The sequence below is a fragment of the Streptomyces sp. NBC_00425 genome (assembly GCF_036030735.1).
Lineage (GTDB): Bacteria > Actinomycetota > Actinomycetes > Streptomycetales > Streptomycetaceae > Streptomyces.
Genome location: NZ_CP107928.1, coordinates 4,764,358 through 4,783,106, shown reverse-complemented (window position 1 = coordinate 4,783,106; position 18,749 = coordinate 4,764,358). Strand labels below are relative to the sequence as shown.

The following is an 18,749-nucleotide window of genomic DNA, read 5'->3' as shown; positions in this document are numbered from 1 at the left end:
ACGAAGACGACGAAAGGCGCCCCCATCGAAGAGATGGGGGCGCCTTTCGTGTGGCGTGCTGCACTGCTACTTAAGCGCTGTACCGCCCGAGTTGTGAAGGGCGATCGTCTTGTTGATCAGGTTTCCGCCGTCGGTCTCGGGCGTCGTCTGCTCCGACCATCCCGCACCGAACAGCAGCCCGGCGATGTGCGCGTTCGCCACCTGGTCCATGTGCGAGAAGAACCAGTCCACCTTGTCGTCCTTGAAGTGGCCGGGAGTGTTGTTCCCCGCCATGTTGCCCACGGGGATCTGCCACAGGACGACCGGCTTGCCCACGGACTCGGCCATCGTCTTCCAGAACTTCAGCGAGGCGGCGGCCTTCTGGTCGTTCCAGAAGGTGTCACGGCTGCCGTGGGCCGGCTGTGCGTACCAGCCCGCGTCGCGGTCCGACACATCGCTGACCAGGAAGTCGGCGTTCTTCGCCCCGAGGTCCGCGTAGTCCTTGACGCACTTCTGGATGTCGCTCTCCCAGTCGAAGCAGGAGAGGTGCAGCCCCACGGCGGTGTTCGGCGCGTACTTGTGCGACATCGAGATCAGGCACTGGGCGAGTCCGGAGGCGCTGTTCTCCTGCGATCCGCAGTCCGTCGGATTCGAGGCCTTGACCTGCGCGGGAACCTCGTGCAGGTTGCCGAGCGAGCGGGCGAAACCCCAGAAGTCGGGCTCGAGGTCGATCGCGTCGTGCGACGTGCCGATCTTCTGGAGGAAGAAGCGGTAGTCGTTCAGGTACTTGGTGAGCAGGTCGGTCCGGTTGATGGCCTTGACCTCGCCCGGGCCGTCACCCTCGCCTGCCGCGTCCCCGAGGTCCCGCAACGAGTACCAGGTCCACAGGTACTTCTGCGGTCGCGACTTGCCCTGGTAGGTCGCCTTGGCCGCCACGCTGTCCTGCCAGGTCACCTGGTTTCCGGGCGCCGTGCTGGTGCCGCCCCAGCAGCCCCACCAGCCCGACCACTCATCCTTGCAACGCGACGCCGTATAGGCGGCCGACGAGGGCGCGGGCTGGCTGTGTATATAGGCGTAGCGCACGTCGAACGGCGCGGCGTTGAACGAGGTTTCGGACATCGAGCCGCCGATGAGCACCTTGTCACTGCCCATGAAGCTCTTCGCCGACGTGCCGTTGGCGGGGGGCGGAGACGCCGACGGAGACGCCGGGGTGCTGCTCGGAGCCTGGCTCGCCGGAGCGCTGGCGCCGGGCGTGGGCGTGCTGCCGGAGTTCCCCGGGTTCCCGGTGCCGCCGACGCTGCCGGCCGCGACGAGCTTCCACTGCAGGTTGGAGCCTCCCTGGTCGCGGTTCTGGACGACGTTGCCGCCGTCGGCCTTGGCAGCGTTCTTGACGCCGACAGCCATGCCGCTGAAGCGATTGACCAGACGCACATAGCCGTTCGACGACTTGGCCAGCTTGAACTGCTGGTTGGTGCCGTTCAGGTCTTTCCACTGCACGAGGGCGGAGCCGGCGGTCTTCGACCAGCCGAGGTCGTCCAGCACCTTGCCGGAGGTCCGGTTCTGCAGCCGGTAGTACCCGTCACCCGAGTCGATGAACCGCCACTGCTGGTTGGCGCCGCCGTGACGGCTCCACTGCACCACTGCCGCGCCGTCGTTCTTGGCGGAGCCGCGGTCGTCCAGCACCTTGCCGCTGTCGCGGTTGACCAGCACGTACCACTTCTTCAGGTCCAGGGTCTTCTGGTCCGCCGAAGCCTGGCTGACCACGACGGCCGAGCCGGCCACGACCACCATGGCGAGACCTCCCCAGAGCCCCCGGCGCGCGAGCAGCCGACGACCACGATGCTTCGGACGGCCACCGCGCGCGCCGCCGTCGTCGGCACGGTGGCCGCCACGGGACGCCACCGATGGCGTGGGCAGACCGGGGACATGTCTGCGCTCTCGTTCCTGGGACATGCCTGTGCTCTCTTTCAACTGTTGCATGTGACCGGACCACTTGGTCGGACACCACTTAGTGGCCAGAGAGGCCGAAAAGGTTGCCGCGAAGATCCACAGAACTTTTTCTGCGTGCCGAACGGTCACCCCGGATCTCGACGGCGTGGAGAAGAAGCGGCACCGCCGCCCGCCCGTCCACGAAAGATCAGCGAGCTGCTGCAACGGCTGGTCGCCGGCTCCAGGAGACCGTCAGCTCGTACACCGTGCTCGTCATGCATACGGAGATCACCGCGGACGGCCCTCGGCCTGGCCCCACGGTGTACTTCCACGACGCCGAAGACTGATCCGGGCTTCACCCGGAGCGCTTCGCAGAGCGGTTGGGGCTGTCCCTGGTGTGGCGGAGGATGGTGCCCATGTGCGCTCTTTTCGACCCCCCTGAGCCTCGCCGCGTCCCGCCGGGCGAATACCCCCTGTGGGAGCAGGCTCTCGCCCTTGTGAACCGGGACCTGAGGGTGACGCTTCCCCGGCTGGAACCCCTGCAACTGCTGGCCCTTCCGTCCTACGACGCGGGTGAGCCGGAGAACGTCTACGTCGCCATGGCCAACGGCGAGTGGCACGGCAACCCCCTGCACCCGAACTCACAGGACAGCCTTGCCTCCGCAGTGGCGAGCGTCGCCGATGCCGCGCAGGAGACCGTCGTGGAGCTTCTGTGGCAGGCGTGGCCCCTGTGCCCCGAGCATGGCCTGGGCATGCATCCGACGGAGGACGCAGAAGAGCGACTGTCCTGGTGGTGCGCGGGAGAACGGCCGCGTGGCGGCTCGGCTCATACGCACGGGGCCGTGGGCGCACTCGACGCTTTGGGAACGCCGACCCGTACACGGCTCTGAAAGCCCTGTCGTGGCAGTGATGCCACCGTGGGTTCACATGCCACCGCTTCCGCAGCGTCATCGTGTACCTCCGAGGAATCCCCGTCCTTCAGGGCAGGGAGGAATCGGACCCCTGCGGAGCAGGGCAGGGTGCGGGGTTTCGCCGCCAGGGCGAAAGACCGTGCTCTGACCCGCAGGTTTGATCTTTACTGCCGTGACGCTAGTTTGTGAGCGTGACCACGGCGCATGTGAAGCGGGCGTTCAAGTACCGCTTCTACCCCACAAACGAGCAGGCAGCCGAGCTGTCGCGCACGTTCGGCTGCGTCCGCAAGGTCTACAACCTGGCACTCGCCGCCCGCACTCAGGCGTGGGCGCGGCAGGAGCGGGTGAACTACAACGCCACCTCGGCCATGCTGACGGTGTGGAAGAAGACCGAGGAACTGGCGTTCCTGAACGAGGTCTCCTCCGTACCACTTCAGCAGTGCCTGCGGCACCTGCAAGTGGCGTTCACCACTTCTTCGGCAAGCGGGCCAAGTACCCGCGCTTCAAGTCGAAGAAGAAGTCCCGAAAGTCCGCTGAGTACACCACCAGCGGTTTCCGTTTCCGCGACGGCTCGTTGACGCTGGCCAAGATGCGTGAGCCGCTGGACATCGTCTGGCACCGGCCGCTCCCTGAAGGCGCGAAGCCGTCCACGGTGACCGTGTCCCAGGACGCGGCCGGGCGCTGGTACGTCTCCCTGCTGTGCGATGACGCGTCCGTGAAGCCGCTCCCCGCCACCGGTAGCGCCGTGGGCGTGGACGTCGGACTGGACCACCTGCTGACTCTCTCGACCGGGGAGAAGATCGCCAACCCCCGGCACGAGCGCGAGGACCGCGCCCGCCTCGCCCTGGCTCAGCGCCGCCTGGCGAAGAAGGCCAAGGGCGACGGAGCCAACCGGGCCAAGGCCCGGCGCAAGGTCGCCAAGGTCCACGCCCGGATCGCCGACCGCCGCCGTGACGGGCTGCACAAGCTGACCACTCGACTCGTTCGTGAAAACCAAACGATCGTGATCGAGGACCTGACCGTACGCAACATGGTCAAGAACCGGAAGCTGGCCCGCGCCATCTCGGATGCAGCGTGGTCGGAGTTCCGGAACATGTTGGAGTACAAAGCCGCCTGGTACGGGCGGGACGTGATCGCGGTAGACCGCTTCTTCCCCTCCTCCAAGCTGTGCTCCCACTGCGGCACCTTGCAGGAGAAGATGCCGCTGCACGTCCGCACATGGACGTGCGACTGCGGGACGACCCACGACCGCGACGTGAACGCGGCGAAGAACCTTCTGGCCGCCGGACTGGCGGTGTCGGCCTGTGGAGCCGGCGTAAGACCTCAACGGAGTTCTCCGGGCGGGCAGTCGGCTGTGAAGCAGGAAACTTCCCGGCGTGAGCCGAGAAGCCCCCGCCTTTAGGCGGGGGAGTGTCACGACTCCACCATCCAACGGCGGCGGCCGGAACCGCATCGCATCCCGGCCGACGGCTCAGGGCGCCGTACGGGGCCACGAAGGCGTTGAGCGGCGGGTAGGCGCAGACGGTCGACCAGGCCCAGTCAGGACGCGGGTCTGGACGCGGGTCTGGACGCGGGCGTCAAGGGAAGGCGGAACCAGAGGGTCGGCCGGCCGAGCTCCCTCAGGGCCTCGTGCAGGATGAAGCGCGCCCTCAGCCAGGGCGGGGCCGCCGGCCGTTGTGGCAGCGGCCCCGCTCGGGCGTCGGGGTCAGGACGGGTCGCCGTACTGGAGGCCGCGTCCGTTGGTGCCGATGTAGACGCGTCCGTAGGTGTCGGGGTCGCCGGTGATGATGCCCAGGCTGCCGATGGCGCCCCACTGGTGGGCGTCGTCGTTGACGCGGAGCCAGGTGGCGCCCTTGTCGGTGGAGCGGAAGACTCCGGTGACGCTGTCGACGGTGCCGATCAGGTAGAGGGCCTGGTAGTCGGCGCCGGGTGCGGCCTTGCCGAAGCCGAGGGCCGAGGCGGACTTCACCGACCCGAGCGTGGTGAAGCTGCGGCCGCCGTCGGTGGAGTGCAGCAGCCCGTTGCCGCCGCCGGCGATCCACAGGTCTCCGTTGATGCCGGGGACGGCGGTGAGCCTGCCGGAGGGGAGGTTGGTGGCGCGGGGGGTGAAGGTCGCGCCGCCGTCGGTGCTGGCGTTGAGCGTGCCGCCCGTGAGTGCGTAGAAGGTGTTGGCCGAGGAGCGGTCGGCGACGACCACGGCGTCGGTGCCCAGGCCGCTGACCTTCGACCAGCTCGCTCCCTTGTCGGTCGAGCGGTAGGGGGCCTGGCCTGATTCGGCCCAGACGATGGTGGAGCCGTCCGCGGCGAGGGCGACATGGCCGCTGTTCGCGCTGGGGACCGGTTCCGCGGTGAAGCCGTTCCAGGTGCTGCCGCCGTCGGTGGAGTAGGCGCCGTCCTGCGCGCCGCCAGTGCCGACGCGGACCATCACCGTGGGGGCCGACTGGGCGAAGTCGATGTCGGTGCTGCTGCTCATCAGCGGGTTCGTCAGCCGTCCGGCGGGCACCTCGGTCAGGGAGTCGTGGCGGAAGCCGCCCTGGTCGCCCATGGAGGTGATGACGGTGGCGCCGCCGGGAGGGGCGATCGCGTCCGCCAGCGAGGTCTCCTCCAGCCCGCGGGCCCCGGAGACCCAGTGGCTGGTGCCACCGCTGTCGGAGGCATTGGCGTCCTTGCTGCGCCAGATGGCGTTGCCGGTGCCGTACAGCACGTGCCCGGCGTCGAAGGGGTCGATGGCCAGCGCGGTCATCCAGTGCCCGGTGTGGGTACCGACATACGGAGCGCCGGAGGCGTCACGCTGCGACTTGTCGGCCAGGGCCTTCCAGGTCGTGCCGCCGTCGGTGGTCCGGTAGATCTCGTCCTCGGGCCACCACCGGTCCAGGGTGGTGACCATCACCGTGGACGGCTTCTGCGGATCGACGGCCAGACCGGAGAACCCGTAACCGCCCTGCGAGGGGGAGATGTTCTTCCACGCGCCGCCGGCCGGGGTGTACTTCCACACCGAGCCCGCCGTCGCGTCCATGGGGCCGATGCTGTTGCTGTAGGACAGGTACAGCGTCCCGTCACCGGTGACCACACCGTGCTGCGGCATCTGGCCGGTGGGCTGCCCGGAAACCGCCTGCCAGCTGCTGCCGCCATCGGTGGAGCGGTACAAGGACGTGGACGTGTCGTTGACGCCGACGTACACCGTGTTGCTGCCGGCCGGGCCGTACGTCACGAAGGAGATGCCCGCGCCGGTGCTCGCCCCGCCCTTGACGGGGAAGGAGGAGACCTGGCTCCATGTCACGCCGTAGTCGGTGCTGCGCCACAGGCCGTTCTTGCGGGTGCCCAGCAGCAGGGTGGCGTGGTTCGCGGGGTCGATCACGAGCCGTTCGCCCGCCCCGCGGCCGGGTTCGTTGCCGCCCAGCTTGAACGGCAGATCGGTGCGCTGGAAGGTACGGCCCCGGTCGGTGGAGCGCAGGATCGCGCCGTTGCCGGCCCACTCGTTGGTGTAGGTGCCCGTCGCGAGGTAGAGCCGGCCCGGGTCGACGGGGTCGGTGGCCAGCGCGTCGATGCCCAGGAGGTTCCAGTCCTTCTCGCCGAGCCAGTCGGTGAGCGGGATCCACTGCTCGGCCGCGGTGTCCCAGCGGTAGGCGCCGCCCATGTCGGTGCGCGCGTACAGCAGGCCCTTCTCCTTCTGGTTGAACACCAGCCCGGTGACGTAACCGCCGCCCACCACCTGGGCGTTCTTCCACACATACGGTCCGGCCGCGGCCGTGGTCTGCGCGCCGGTCCCGGCCGTCCGGGTCTCGGCCGTCTTCACCAGCTTCCACTGCTGGTTGGTGCTGCCCCTGCTGGGATATTGGATGACCGGCGCGCCCTGGGCCGTGGAGCCTCCGGAGACGTCCAGGACCTGGCCGCTCCTGCGGGAGGTGAAGGTGACGGCGTCGGAACCGCTCACATCGTCGATCCGCCACTCCTGGGAGGTGGAGGAGCTGTCGGTCTGCTGCTCGGCCGCGGCCGCCTGGGCGGTCGAATCGCCCGCTATGCCGAGCACCTTGCCGCTGTTGCGGTTCACCAGTTCGTAGTAACCGTCTCCGGTGGGCTTCAGCTTCCACTGCTGGTTGGCGGTGTTCTGGTCGGTCCACTGCTGGATACGGGTGCCGTCGGCAGTGGACATGCCGTTGACGTCCATCACCTTGCCGCTGCGCACGGAGACCAGTCTGTAGTAGGCGTCACCGTCGACCGTCGCGGCCTGCGAATCCTCCTGGGCGAACAGGAGATACGGCACGACGGCGAGGGGCACGCCGAGCAGCAGAGCAGTTGCGGTCCAGCGACGGCGGTGACGCCCGCGGCGCCCACCGTTCGTGGGGTTGTTCATGGGGAGGTGCTCTCCTTGCATGCCGTTCACAGGAAGTTCGGATCCAGACACCGAAACTGGCCGGATCCGCTCCCTTGTGGTCACAGGCTCCGCAAAAGGTTGCCTCGAGCCGGGGACTCTTTCAGCTCGACGACGCCGGGACTGTCGTGGAGCATCGCAGCGCCTCGGCGGTGGACCTCGTCATCGCCGCCACCGCCGCCCACCACGGCCTGGCCGTCCTCCACGGCGACGCCGACTACCGGGCCATCGCCCGGCACGCAACCGATCTGCTCCAGCACAATGTCTACGACATCACCTGAGGTGCTTTCCCCCACAGGTTGTGGACGGGAACCTGTGAAGGTCGGCCATCGGGGCCTGAAGCGTCACTTGACGTGTATGGCGTGCCTGGCGATGCGCCAGCGGTCATCGGTGCGCCGCAGTTCGTCCTCGTAGACGGCGCTGATGGCGGCGCCGCCGTCCACGACGCGCAAGCCCTCGGACCGGACGCGGACCTTGTCGCTCGGCCCCTCCGACACGACGACGCGTCGGCGTGTGGCGAGTTCGCGCGTGTCTCGCCCGTGGATGGTGAAGAGCGGCACTCAAACCTGCTCCTGACAACAAACAGGCACCACGGGGCGCCTCAGGCCCAAGTCACTGGTTCGGGGCGGTTCTCTGGGACGGGAAGGCAGGCGGCAGGCTCTCCGCCAGCGTGCGGTCTCTCCCCACGGCTTCGAGGCTCCCCGGCAAGCAGACCCCAGGTCAGCGCTTCTTGAATCATGATAATTCGGTGTTCAAGTTGATCTCCTTCGCGGTCAAAGATCGTTGACACAGGCCCGCCACTGTTCAGACGCCGGCCGCGCGGCCTGTCCTCCCTCGGCGAATTCCCGGGCGGCCCGGCTCGGAACTCGGGACCGAGCCAGGCGGCTGTCGACAGGCACCAGGGGCAGGGCGGACTGACGGGCTACCCGCCAGGGGAGTCCTCGCGCAGCGAACGAGCGACTTCGGAGACGTGTCGCGCCTGGACAGCAGTCAACCGTCGGGCGTCACAAACGGCCGCTCGGCTGGCTGCCCGGCTCCCGGCGACGGGGCGTGCGGCCTCGAGGAGTGGGTGCGGCGTTGGCACACCGGCGACGAATGGTGGGACTGACCGCTCCGACGTGCACGGCTGTAGGCCGCCGACCGTTCGAATCCCTGGTGCCCCGGAGTGGTGACCATCGGCTGCCCGTTCGCAGTCTCTGGGGAGCGCTTCTCGGCGCGTATGGACTGCTGGCCTCCTGAGCGGCGCCTGGTCGGAGATGCGTCGGTGCATGAGCAGACGGATCGGCTGATGGCCAGCGGCGGGCGGGCAGCCCGCGCTCTGCGTGGGAAGCGGGTTGCCGTCCCTGGTGCGGAGGACACGGAGGGACGGCTGACCGGTCTCGGTGGACAAACGGGCGGTCGCCCCACCGCATCACCGCTGCGTAGTTGAGGTTGAGACCGTCCGATCGCGGAGCGGGTCTGCCGAACGTGGGGCTGGCTCGGGGGTGCCGTGGGCTGAGCACCTGCCGTGGTTCTCCCGGAGCAGCGTGGATCTCCCCTGAGTGGCCGCCCGGCGGAGGAGACCGGCAAATGCATCGACCGCCGAGTGCCGGGTGTCGGGTGCCACACGCGGTCAGGGCCTGATCGCGAACACCATGCCTATGTCGCCGGCCTGCTGCACCGGGTTCTGCTCGGTGCTGACTGTGAAGCCGTGTGTGAGGAGGGTCGCGCAGACCGCGTCACGGTTCTGCCGCCAGCGCTCCACCTCCACCACGGCCTGGCGGACCAGCGGCCAGTGTCGTTGCTCGATGCCCCTGAGTACCTCGAGTTCGGCGCCTTCCACATCGATCTTGAGCAGGTCGATGCGGTCGATGCCCTGCTCGTCGAGCGCCGATGACAGGGTCCGGACCTTCACCCGGTGCGTCTCAAGGCGCCGCATCACCCGCAGCTTGCGGCCGACGAGAACAGTGAGAATGGGGAGGGGTACGCGGCGCAGGACCGGTCCCAGGCCGCCCTGACTGATCATTTCGACGATGCTTGCGGTGACCCGGCGCCGCTCAGCCTCGATGTTCCCCTGATCTCGCGAGGAAGAAGAGAAGATCGTGGCGGCCGGAACGTAGCTGAAATCGAGCTCGTCCTCGCGAGACGCCAGGCCGTAAGGGAGCGGGGTCAGGCGCCCGTTGAAGAAGTCGCGAGCGTTGCGCTCAAGTGTCGCGTGGAGTGGGGGCAACGGCTCGAAGGCATAAATCCGCACGTCCCCGTCCAGCCGTTCGTACACGGCCGCCGAGAACACGCCGATGTTGGCGCCCACGTCGAGTACCGTCGCGCCCGGCGTGCACACGATGCCGTGGGTGAAGTAGCCGCCCACCTCCTCGCGCAGGAAGGACACTTCCCAAGGATTGATGCTGTGAAGTTCCATCACATTCATGGCCATGACAACGTCACTATCAGCACTGGGAAGGCGATCCAACCCGTGCGGTTCACTTCGGCTGATTCCCTCGCCTGGCAGTGCGGCCGTGTCGGCCACGGGCGCCGGCTGCCGAACACCCGCCACGAGGTTCGTCCGTCCGGCCTGCGACCGGCTTGAGATCGAGCATCTGCTGGTCACCGCCGACGCGCGTGTCCGGGCCGTCGTCCTCCCCGCCTCCCTCCACAAGGCGGTGAAGCAACACCTTGCTCACGGCTGGATCTGTTTCAGCAGCCAGGAGGTGACAGCGCGGGCGGCGCCGGAGACGCTGATCCTGCGTATCCCATCAGCTGCTTGGTGATGTGCGTCCTCCCGCCCTCGGGCTCTGCCGGCACGTGGCTGCCGGATCCACCGCAGGGCAGGGGCACCGTCCGCGACTCGTGCGACCGGCGCGGGCGATGCCCCTTCCCTTGCCGCCCGGTCAGCTGCGGCGGTGTCCCAAGGGCTGGACGGTGCCGGCCGCCCGGGCGTTCTCGGCACAGGCGTCCGGGTTGCCGTGCTGTGCCACGTCGGCGGTCCGCGCCGCGCCGGTGCTGGTCTGCTGCTTGGGGCGGCGCAGCAGAACGACCGCGCAAGCCGCGGCTATCAGGGCCAGGACGGCTGCCACGACGAGGCACAGGCGCATGCCGTCGAGGAGGGAGTCGCCCAGGGCGCCGTAGACCTGGTTGGCCGTGGAGCCGAGGTTCATCCCGGCGACCGCGCCCAGGCCGCCCTCCTTCGCCGTGGCGACGATGGTGTGGGCCTGGGTTCCGGTCACGCCGGCGTCGGCGAGGTGGCCGGGCAGGCTGCCCACGGCGCGGGTGGACAGCAGGGCGCCCAGGACGGCCGGGCCGAGCGCGCCGCCGACCTGACGGAAGGCGTTGTTGGCGGCCGAGGCCATGCCCGCCAAATGGTGCGGCACTGCGGCCACCGCGGTGGCCGTCATCGGCGTGGTGACCAGGCCCATGCCCAGGCCCAGCACGATCAGACGCCAGGCGATGGAGCCGTAGGAGGTGGCGGCGTCGATGTTCGTCAGGGCCAGCAGGGAGGCGGCGCTCAGCAGCAGTCCGGTGGTGATCATGAGGCGGGCGGAGACGCGGTGCATCAGCCGTCCGGCCGGGGCTCCGCCCACGATCGCCGCGACCGGCACGAGCAGCAGCCGCGCGCCCGCCTCCAGCGTGCCGAGCTGCTGCACCATGCCGAAGTACAGGCTGAGGACGAAGAAGAAGCCGATCAGCCCGAGGAAGGTGATCAGGGCGATGAGGGCGGTGGCGGTGAAGGCCGCGCTGCGGAACACCGCCAGGTCCAGCATCGGGCTGTCGCTGCGCTTCTCCGCCACGACGAACGCGATCAGCGTGACGACGCCCAGCGCCAGGGCGGCGATCACCTTGGGGGCGGTGAAGGAGTCGGCGCCGCCCTCGATCACGCCGTAGACCAGGGCGGTGACGGCGACGGCCGCGGTGATCTGGCCGGGCCAGTCGAGCTTGCGTCCTCCCGCACTCTCGGCTCCGCTCGAGCGGGGGGACCCCCATGGGGCGCGCGAGTCGGTGAGCAGCGGGGCGGCGACGGCCATCGCGACCAGCGCGAGGGGGACGGACAGCAGGTAGATCCAGCGCCAGGAGAAGTGCTCGAGGATGACGCCGGCGATGACCGGGCCGACGGCCAGGGCCGCGAGCATGGCCATGGCCCACATGCCGATGAACTTGCCGCGCTCGCGGAAGTCGGGCGCCGCGTGGCTGATCAGCGCCAGCGTGGTGGGCAGCAGTGCGGCCGAGCCCAGACCGGCCAGGGCCTGCCCGGCCCACAGTGTCTGGATGTTCTGCGCACACAGGGCGACCGCCGCCCCGGCGGCACAGCAGAACAGGCCCGCCTGGAAGACCTTCTTGCGGCCGTGGACGTCACCGAAGACGCCGGCGGTCATGATGAACGCGGCCATGGGCAGGACGAACGCGTCCTGGACCCAGGAGAGTTGGGCGGTCGAGGTGTGCAGTGACCGCTGGATCGCGGGCAGACTGACGGCGACCGTGGTGATCGGCAGGTAGGCGACGAACACGCCGAGGCAGGCCATGACGATGGTGGCCGCCCGCCGGTCGGTCGACCTGATCGCCGTTGTGGTGGCGTTCACGGAGATTCCGCTTTCTCCCGTGCGGCGTGGTGTGCCGCGGTCGGTTGGATGGGACAGGGGTCGGTGCACGGGGGCCGCCGTGCCGGGGGCGGGCAGCCCTGACCTGCGGGATGTTGCCGGTGGCGTCCCGCAGGCGTCGGTGGGTGGGGTTCTCCGCGGCTTACGCGGCCGGTCCGGACCCGGCCCGGAACGCGGCCAGGTGGGCGTGGAGCTCGGCGCGCGAACGGACGCGTTTGAAGGGGGCCTTGGCGACGGTGGCCCGGATGCGCTTGACCGGGTCGCCGGGATTACCCCAGACGACGTCGACCTGCGTACCGATCTCGGCGTCGGCGACGTTCAGCACGGCCAGGGAGAGCATCTTGCGGAAGTAGTGGCTGTAGCCGCGCGAGGTGGCCGCGCCGACGAGGATGCCGTCGCGCTCCACCCGGTCCGTCCACAGGTGGCCGCGCAGGTCGCGGGGCATGTCCATGAAGGTGGGGTGCGGGCCGTCGCCGTACAGCGAGCGGTGCACGTCAAGGACGTCGTCGCTGTTCCACACCAGGGTGCGCAGCACCCGCGCGGGCTTGGCGAGCCGCTCCTTGAGGACGGCATCGCCGAGGAAGGTGTGGTCGAAGCTGATCTGCCTGGTCCAGCCGAGCTCGACCGGGTCGCGGTAGTAGTCGCGAAGCGAATCGCCCTGGAAGCTGCCGGCGATGAACGCCCGCGGGATGTGCCAGGGCGAGCTGAGCAGGTGGGCGAGGAAGTCGGCCTGCTCGGGCTCGTACAGGGCGGGCAGGTAATCCAGGTTCCGGGTGGGAACCGCGTTCTCCAGGTGGTTGATGGGCGCGGCCCGGTTGCCCAGGCGGCGGATGCCGTACTTCTGCCCGGCCTGAACGACCGCGTCGTACACGGCGCCGCCGATCTCGCGCGGGCCCTGCAGCTCGAACCCGACCTCGCCGGCCATGCCCTGGCGCAGAGCCCAGACGCGGTGCCCGGCGAGGGTGGTGGGCACCGCGTGCATGTACGGGGTGTCCAGCAGCCGATCGTCGCCGGTCAGATCCAGCAGCAGCGGGATCGAGGCGGGGCCGCAGACCTGGTACACGAACCAGTCCTCGTCCTCTGCGGTGGCCTTGCAGTCGCCCTGCTCCAGGTTGTACCGGGCCCAGTCGCCGCCCGGCCCGTGAAAGACGTAGTCCTCCTCGTCCAGCCGGGTCAGGATGCCCTCGCTCATGACATGGCCGTGCGTGTTGGTCTGCACGACGTGCTTGGAGGCGCCCAGGGGGAACTTTCGGAAGGAGTTGACCGAGATCCCCGAGAACAGCTCGAGCACGCCGGGGCCGCGGAAGAGGGTCTGCGGCAGGAACGACCAGTCGCCGATGTAGCAGGTCTGCTTCCACGACAGGCTCTCGTCGAGCCAGTCGGTGTGCTCCGGCTGCCCGAAGAGCTTGGCGAGGATGTCGAACGGGGGTGTCGAGCGGAAGGCGTCGACGGTGAAGTGCACGGGGACGGATGCCTCTCTGATGATCAGGCGCTACTCGTGTGTCGTGGTGCGGTCGGCTCGTCGGCACAGCGCCGCTTCATGGCCCGGAGCACCCGGCGGATGCGAGGAGGACACTCCGGGCCGGTCAGGGAGCGGCAGCGACACCCCGCCGGACAGCCGACCGGCAGACGCCCGTGAACACAGCCGCCGGCACCGGAGCCACGTCACCGACAACCCGCTGGATGCGGGGGGCACCGGTGCACGACGCCGTCTGGCGGGGTCGCCCCACACCCGCCGCGGTCAGGTGCATCAGCAGGACGAACGTGCCGAGGCAGACCACCGGCGGTACCCACCGCGTGCTCATGGGAGTCACGTCCTTTCAAGGAGACGCCCCAGCATCCGCCTCGCCGCCTGTGACCATGAACTTTGCAGCCCGAGATGAACAAAAGCCTCCACTGCAGTCCCGGTGGATGACAGACTCCCCCCGTGAACGACGATGTGGACAGGAAAATCCTCCACGCACTCCAATGCGCACCCCGCGCCCCGTTCCGGCGCATCGGCGAGGTGACGGGCGTGTCGGAGCAGACCGCTGCCCGCCGCTACCACGCGCTGCGCCGCAGCGGAGTGATGCGGGTGATCGGCCTGGTCAACCCTGCGGCGTACGGGCAGGCCCATTGGGTGGCCCGCATTCGTTCCCGCCCCGATCGGGTCGGCCCCCTGGCGGACTCCCTGGCCAAGCGGCCGGACATCGCCTACGCCAACCTCGCTTCCGGCGGCTCGGAGATCATCTGCATGATCCGCTCCCCCGTCGAGGCTCACCGCGACGACGTCCTGCTGCGCCAGCTGCCCCGCTCGGCCTCCGTCCTCGACGTCAGCATCGACCTGCTCCTGCACCCCTTCGGCGAGACCGGCACCAGCGAATGGACCGGTTACGGCGCCGGCCTCACCCCTGACCAGGTACGGCAGCTCACCGGTGACCGGCCACCCACCCCCGCGGGGCCGCCGCGGCCCCCTACGGACGAGGACACCCCGCTGCTGGACGCCCTCGCCGAGGACGGCCGCACCACCCACACCCGCCTCGCCGAGCTCACCGGCTGGTCCAACGCGCGAGTCGCCCGTCGCCTGGAGGCCCTGGAGACTTCCGGCACGCTCTTCTACGACGTGGAACTGCTGCCCGAGCGCCTGGGCCACACCCTCAACGCCACCCTCTGGCTGCGCGTCGCCCCCGCCCGCCTCAAACAGGCCGGCGAGGAACTCGCCCGGCATGCCGAGGTCGCCTTCGCCGGCGCCATCAGCGGCCGGCACAACCTGATGGTCAGCGTCATCTGCCGCGACGCCGAGGACTTCTACCGCTACCTCACCACCCACGTCGCCGCCATCGACGGCATCGACGCCTACGAGGTCAGCATCCGCGTCCGCCGCCTGAAACAGGCCGCCTCACTCATCTACCACGGCCGCCTCGTACATCTGACGCCCGCGTAGGAGACCTCACAGCGGGTGGGGCGCACTCCCGCTCTGCGGCATGTGACCCTCTCCGACCAGCCGATCCCGTTTTCCGACGCCGGCAGCCCCCTCCTCGCTTCAGGACCGCTGGACAAGGCCGTGCTGCTGTCCCCCGACACGGTCCTGTTGCATCTGGTGGACTGACGGACGGCGACGGGGCCACCCCAGCCGACCACCCCCGCGCCCAGCGGCGCCCGAATCCGCCAGGGCCTGTCCGGTGTTCACTCCCCGCCGACCGGACAGCCCGGTGGCCCAATAGCGGGCGGCCGAATGCACCTCCAGGCGCCCTGTGATAAATCAGCGCGGCCCCGCTGACACGGGACCTGTACCGGTACCTCCTCGACAAGCACCTGTTCGCCTTCGCGGACTTGGACCTGGACCTGGACGAGATCAACGTCCCGAAACGGGGACGGTGCCGGGCTGGCGATGCTGCTGGACGTCGCGCTCACCGGGTGGGGAGCAGGAAGTCGCCGCCGGCCTCGATGCCACCGTGCGGAAGGCGCGGGCCGCCGCGGCCGGGAGGGTCCCGGACAAGCCTTCTGGCACGAATCTGGCACGCGGCGAGTGATCGCAGAGCACAGCACAAAGGCCCGGGTCTCTGACCTGGGCCTTCTTCATGGAGCGGGTGACGAGAATCGAACTCGCGCTCTCAGCTTGGGAAGCTGCGGGCACACCGGCCCCGCTGCTGTCCTGATCTGGTCGCCCGGCTGGTCCGCGGCGTCGCTGAAGCCGGTCGACCTGACCGTGGTTCCCCGCAGTTTCCCGCCGCATCTGGTGCGCTTGTGGTGCACGGGCGCGATGGCGTCCCGCCGGGTGGTATAGCCGATCCTGCTTGGGATCTTGGCAGCGCTCAGCTGCCTGCGGATCGCAATGGCGGCTTGGGTCGACGTCTCGGGCTGTCGGGGTGTCAGTCCGAGAAACGGCCCCAGTAGCCCCGAATCCGGTTGTGAACTGCGTTTTTGCCAGCTTGATTGGCTACACCACTTCATGGTCGGGGGACTGCCGCGGTGGCCTGCTGTTCGGCACCGCTTAGTTCGTCAGATTGCGGTGACCTTGACCATGGGGCCGTAGGCGTTGACGTGGACTTGGTCGGGGGTCTTGTACGCGACGCGCCAGGTGCCGGAGCGGGTGATGGTGGGGTGAGCGGCGAAGTAGCCGGTGCTGCTGGTGTGGGCGCTGGTGATCAGGTGCCAGGTGCTGCTGCCGGAGGGGCGGAAGAGGATCTGGACGGTGGCCTTGGGCAGGGGGGTCCAGTAGCCGTAGCCGTTTTGCTTGAGGGTGCCGCTGATGGTCACGGTGTGGCGCTTGGTGACCCGGGTGCTGCTGGGCTTTCCGCCGCTGATGGCGGTCTGATAGCGGACGGCGTGGACGACCGGGCTGTAGGCGGCGGTGAAGCCGGGGGCGCCGGGGTAGTAGTAGCGCCAGTAGCCGTGGGGGTTGGTGACGGTGAGCACGGAGGCGGCGAAGCCGTCGGCGGAGGTGTCGATCGTGGTGGTGCCGATGTTGGTCCAGTCGGTGTGGCCGTCGTTGGACTGCTGGATGTAGACCCGTCGGCTACTCGGCCCCGGGACGTCGGGGACAGTCAGGTGTCCGGAGATGTGCAGGCGGGAGTTGGCGTCGACGGTCGGCTTGTTGACGTACAGGGACACCTTCGCGACGGGGTTGGCGACGGTGTATCTGACGCTGGCAGGGGCGAGGAACGGCCCGGTGTCGCTGACGGTCCAGATCGTGGTGTAGTTGGTGACGGTCATGGTCTCGCTGAACCGCCCGGTGGCGTCGGTGGTCGCCCTGGCGGCTCGTGTGCCCGTGTCGTCCTGGATCGGGAGCGGGCTGTTGGCGAGTGGCACCCAGGTGCCGTCCTCCTCCTGGCGTTCCGCGGTTCCGCTGATGACCTCCGTGCTGCCGATCAGGGCGCCGGTGCTGCCGGTGCGGTCCAGGGTGATGCGTACGGGGGAGTCGACGGAGGTGACCGGCTCGGAGTCCGGGCCCTGAGCGTATGTCGTTGTGGCTGGGACGAAGACGTGAAGGGTGGTGTTCTGCACGTTGCCGGGGTGGACGGTGAAGGTGAAGGTGCCGTCTGCTGCCGTTGCGTTGCGTGGCGATGTGTGCCCGTCCCAGGTGACGAAGACGCCGGTGGCGGCGGTGGTCTGCCACGGGGTTCTGGTGTCGCCGCTGGCCGGGTCGTACTCGGTCAGCCGGCCGGTGACGTTGATGTCCTGGTGCTCGAAGCTGAGGGCCGTGGGCTCGTAGGCGGTGTCGTGGAAGACCGGCGTGGGGCGGTAGTCGAGCATGCCGCGGCCGGGAAGGGAGAACGTGCCCTGGCTGTCCTGCGCAGTGATGGCGACCCGGTACCCGGCGTAGATGTCGAGTCCCAGTGCGCCGCTGCTCTGCCAGGTACCGGAGGTGGCGGTGCCGGAGACGAGGTGGAAGTCGGTGACCGTGCTGACGAAGGTGTCGGGCACGTTGGCCGTGCCTGCGGTGATGGTGGCCGTCACGGAGGTGACGCCGGCCGGGGCGTCGATGTCGGCGGTGAGCTCGAGCCCGGTGTCGGTTCGGATCTTGCCGATCTCCGAGACCACGGGCCCGGTGGTGTCGGCGCTTGCCTGACCGGGGGCTGTGACCATGCCGGCGAGTATCGCGGTGCTGATGGCCGCGGCTCGCGCGGCGTTCTTCAAGATCACGGGACTCGTGGGCGTGACCTGTCTATGCATGTGCTTCCTCAAGTAGAGATGAGGGCCCGCCGTGCTTTCTCCACGCCGGACCGAGCGATTCGATCAACCTCTTGACCTGCGTGATCAGATGACCTGCGCAGCAGGATGGTTGTACGTCGGCAGCCAAGTCGACGCTCGACGTGTGTCCCTAGCTGCGAACTATGTGCACGGTGGTCACTGAGGTCTGTCAGGCACACCAGGCGGTCGCTCCCGGCCGGTGGTGGTCGGGGCTGGTCGCGATGGTTGCTGTACTTCGCTGTTGTACAGCCACCCGACCACCATTTTAGGAGAGAGGCGGGGGAGCGCAGGCGCTGACCTGGAGCTTCGATACCTATTAGGTTGCCGAGCACGTGACCGAGAGACACCCCCGTTGACCCTGGCTGACCGCTGCATCTGGCACGGCAGTGGCACGAACCTCAGCCGACGACAGCCAGCCACGACGGTGAATGCGCCGACCGATCACGCACGCGTATGGTCCACCGGTGCTCCGGCGTCGTACGCTCTGTCGCCATGCTTACCGACTGCGAAGCCTCATCCCAGCTGACGTGGTCACCTTCTACAACAGCTTTGGTGGTGGGGGCGGGCGTCGGCAACTGCTCCTTACTCGATCCGGCGAGGGACCTCGAAGGGGGCCAGCCCTGGATCTGGGCTGGCCCGCTTCGATGAACTCGGCTGGAACCGTGGCTGTTGCTGATATCTACGTCGGTTACCCGATCGATGTCTACGCTGAGCAGGCTTTCACGCTATGGAGTGAGTGAACGCTGACGGCTGACGCGCATCAAAGGAATCGGTTCTCAAGCGGATCGATTCTCGCCGCACAGCACAGTTAATGCTGCTCAGGCGGGTCAGGATCCCAGCCAACCGCGAAAGACCACTTGACCTCCTGTTCTGCCGCGAACTGGAGCGAGGCGGTGGCGCGCCCCTTACTGATGTGGATTTCGTTCATCGTGGGCAACACCTTCCCTTTTTCGCACAGGAGGGGAAATGAGATCCCTGTCGGCGGCACCTGAACCCGAAGCCGCCCCGGGCCCTGGCAGTTGATGGCGATCGCCAGAGTCTTCCCTGCTTTCATTCCACCAGGGATCGGGTAGATGGCGCTGCCCGTGACTCGAGTACCGGAGGTCAGCACGGTGATGCCGTCAGAGGCAAGTTTCGGTGCTGTCGCGACCGACAGACCGTGCCCCTGAGTGGTCGCCTTGGGCGATGGCGCGCTCGCAGCAGCGCTTGAAGAACTGGGGGCGGTGGCGCTGCTCCCGTGGGAGCCACAGCCAGTTACAGCCATGGCAGCGGTAAGTGCGCATATCGCTCCGCGGAGCGACGCGCCAGTGTGTGGCA

General features: G+C 68.6%; 11 protein-coding genes and 1 pseudogene. 5 read left to right on the top strand and 7 right to left on the bottom strand.

Translation table 11 applies throughout. From position 1 onward, the window contains the following. Positions 1-66: 66 nt before the first annotated feature. Complete coding sequence (locus OHS82_RS20495; protein WP_328434273.1) at positions 67-1,932, bottom strand: RICIN domain-containing protein; 1,866 nt, start codon at positions 1,930-1,932, stop codon at positions 67-69. Between the two features lie 491 nt (positions 1,933-2,423). On the opposite strand from OHS82_RS20495, the gene OHS82_RS20490 reads away from it, so the two are divergent. After that, positions 2,424-2,798 carry a hypothetical protein gene (locus OHS82_RS20490; RefSeq protein ID WP_242433108.1) on the top strand — a complete coding sequence of 125 codons (375 nt, stop codon included), beginning with the start codon at positions 2,424-2,426 and terminating at the stop codon, positions 2,796-2,798. Between the two features lie 212 nt (positions 2,799-3,010). Continuing rightward, a pseudogene (locus tag OHS82_RS20485) lies at positions 3,011-4,221 on the top strand (RNA-guided endonuclease InsQ/TnpB family protein). A gap of 303 nt (positions 4,222-4,524) precedes the next feature. Here OHS82_RS20485 and OHS82_RS20480 read toward each other — a convergent pair. Then, entirely contained in the window at positions 4,525-7,173 is a 2,649-nt protein-coding gene (locus OHS82_RS20480; protein WP_328434272.1) for an RICIN domain-containing protein, read from the bottom strand. A 146-nt stretch (positions 7,174-7,319) separates the two neighbouring features. Between OHS82_RS20480 and OHS82_RS20475 the strand changes: the two genes are divergently transcribed. Further along, positions 7,320-7,472, top strand: a complete 153-nt coding sequence (locus OHS82_RS20475; protein ID WP_370444095.1) for a hypothetical protein — start codon at positions 7,320-7,322, stop codon at positions 7,470-7,472. A 63-nt stretch (positions 7,473-7,535) separates the two neighbouring features. Here the strand turns inward: OHS82_RS20475 and OHS82_RS20470 are convergent, their stop codons facing one another. The 4 genes from OHS82_RS20470 to OHS82_RS20455 all read right to left on the bottom strand — a co-directional run bounded on the left by OHS82_RS20470 (position 7,536) and on the right by OHS82_RS20455 (position 13,221). Beyond that, a complete protein-coding gene (locus OHS82_RS20470) occupies positions 7,536-7,751 on the bottom strand; it encodes a nuclear transport factor 2 family protein (RefSeq protein WP_328434271.1) in 216 nt (71 codons plus the stop codon). A 1,052-nt stretch (positions 7,752-8,803) separates the two neighbouring features. Next, entirely contained in the window at positions 8,804-9,604 is an 801-nt protein-coding gene (locus tag OHS82_RS20465) for an FkbM family methyltransferase (protein WP_057577967.1), read from the bottom strand. A gap of 454 nt (positions 9,605-10,058) precedes the next feature. Further along, positions 10,059-11,741 (bottom strand): MFS transporter, encoded by a 1,683-nt coding sequence (locus tag OHS82_RS20460; RefSeq protein WP_443061789.1) that lies wholly within the window; start codon positions 11,739-11,741, stop codon positions 10,059-10,061. A 160-nt stretch (positions 11,742-11,901) separates the two neighbouring features. Then, a complete protein-coding gene (locus tag OHS82_RS20455) occupies positions 11,902-13,221 on the bottom strand; it encodes an aminomethyltransferase family protein (protein WP_079041187.1) in 1,320 nt (439 codons plus the stop codon). Positions 13,222-13,686: 465 nt separating this feature from the next. Between OHS82_RS20455 and OHS82_RS20450 the strand changes: the two genes are divergently transcribed. Continuing rightward, the gene (locus OHS82_RS20450; RefSeq protein WP_057577965.1) at positions 13,687-14,682 is read left to right on the top strand and encodes an Lrp/AsnC family transcriptional regulator; all 996 of its coding nucleotides are present in this window, start codon (positions 13,687-13,689) and stop codon (positions 14,680-14,682) included. Positions 14,683-14,697: 15 nt separating this feature from the next. Continuing rightward, positions 14,698-14,847: a hypothetical protein gene (locus OHS82_RS20445; RefSeq protein WP_157876338.1), complete on the top strand. Its 150-nt coding sequence runs from the start codon at positions 14,698-14,700 to the stop codon at positions 14,845-14,847. Positions 14,848-15,740: 893 nt separating this feature from the next. On the opposite strand, the gene OHS82_RS20440 is transcribed toward OHS82_RS20445, so the two are convergent. Next, a complete protein-coding gene (locus OHS82_RS20440; protein WP_328434270.1) occupies positions 15,741-17,327 on the bottom strand; it encodes a hypothetical protein in 1,587 nt (528 codons plus the stop codon). Positions 17,328-18,749: the final 1,422 nt, after the last annotated feature.

Bases quoted from the DNA above. Each gene is read 5' to 3' on its own strand.
- OHS82_RS20440 (WP_328434270.1), bottom strand. From the start codon at position 17,327: ATGGTCACAGCCCCCGGTCAGGCAAGCGCCGACACCACCGGGCCCGTG.
- OHS82_RS20495 (WP_328434273.1), bottom strand. From the start codon at position 1,932: ATGTCCCAGGAACGAGAGCGCAGACATGTCCCCGGTCTGCCCACGCCA.
- OHS82_RS20465 (WP_057577967.1), bottom strand. From the start codon at position 9,604: ATGGCCATGAATGTGATGGAACTTCACAGCATCAATCCTTGGGAAGTG.
- OHS82_RS20480 (WP_328434272.1), bottom strand. From the start codon at position 7,173: ATGAACAACCCCACGAACGGTGGGCGCCGCGGGCGTCACCGCCGTCGC.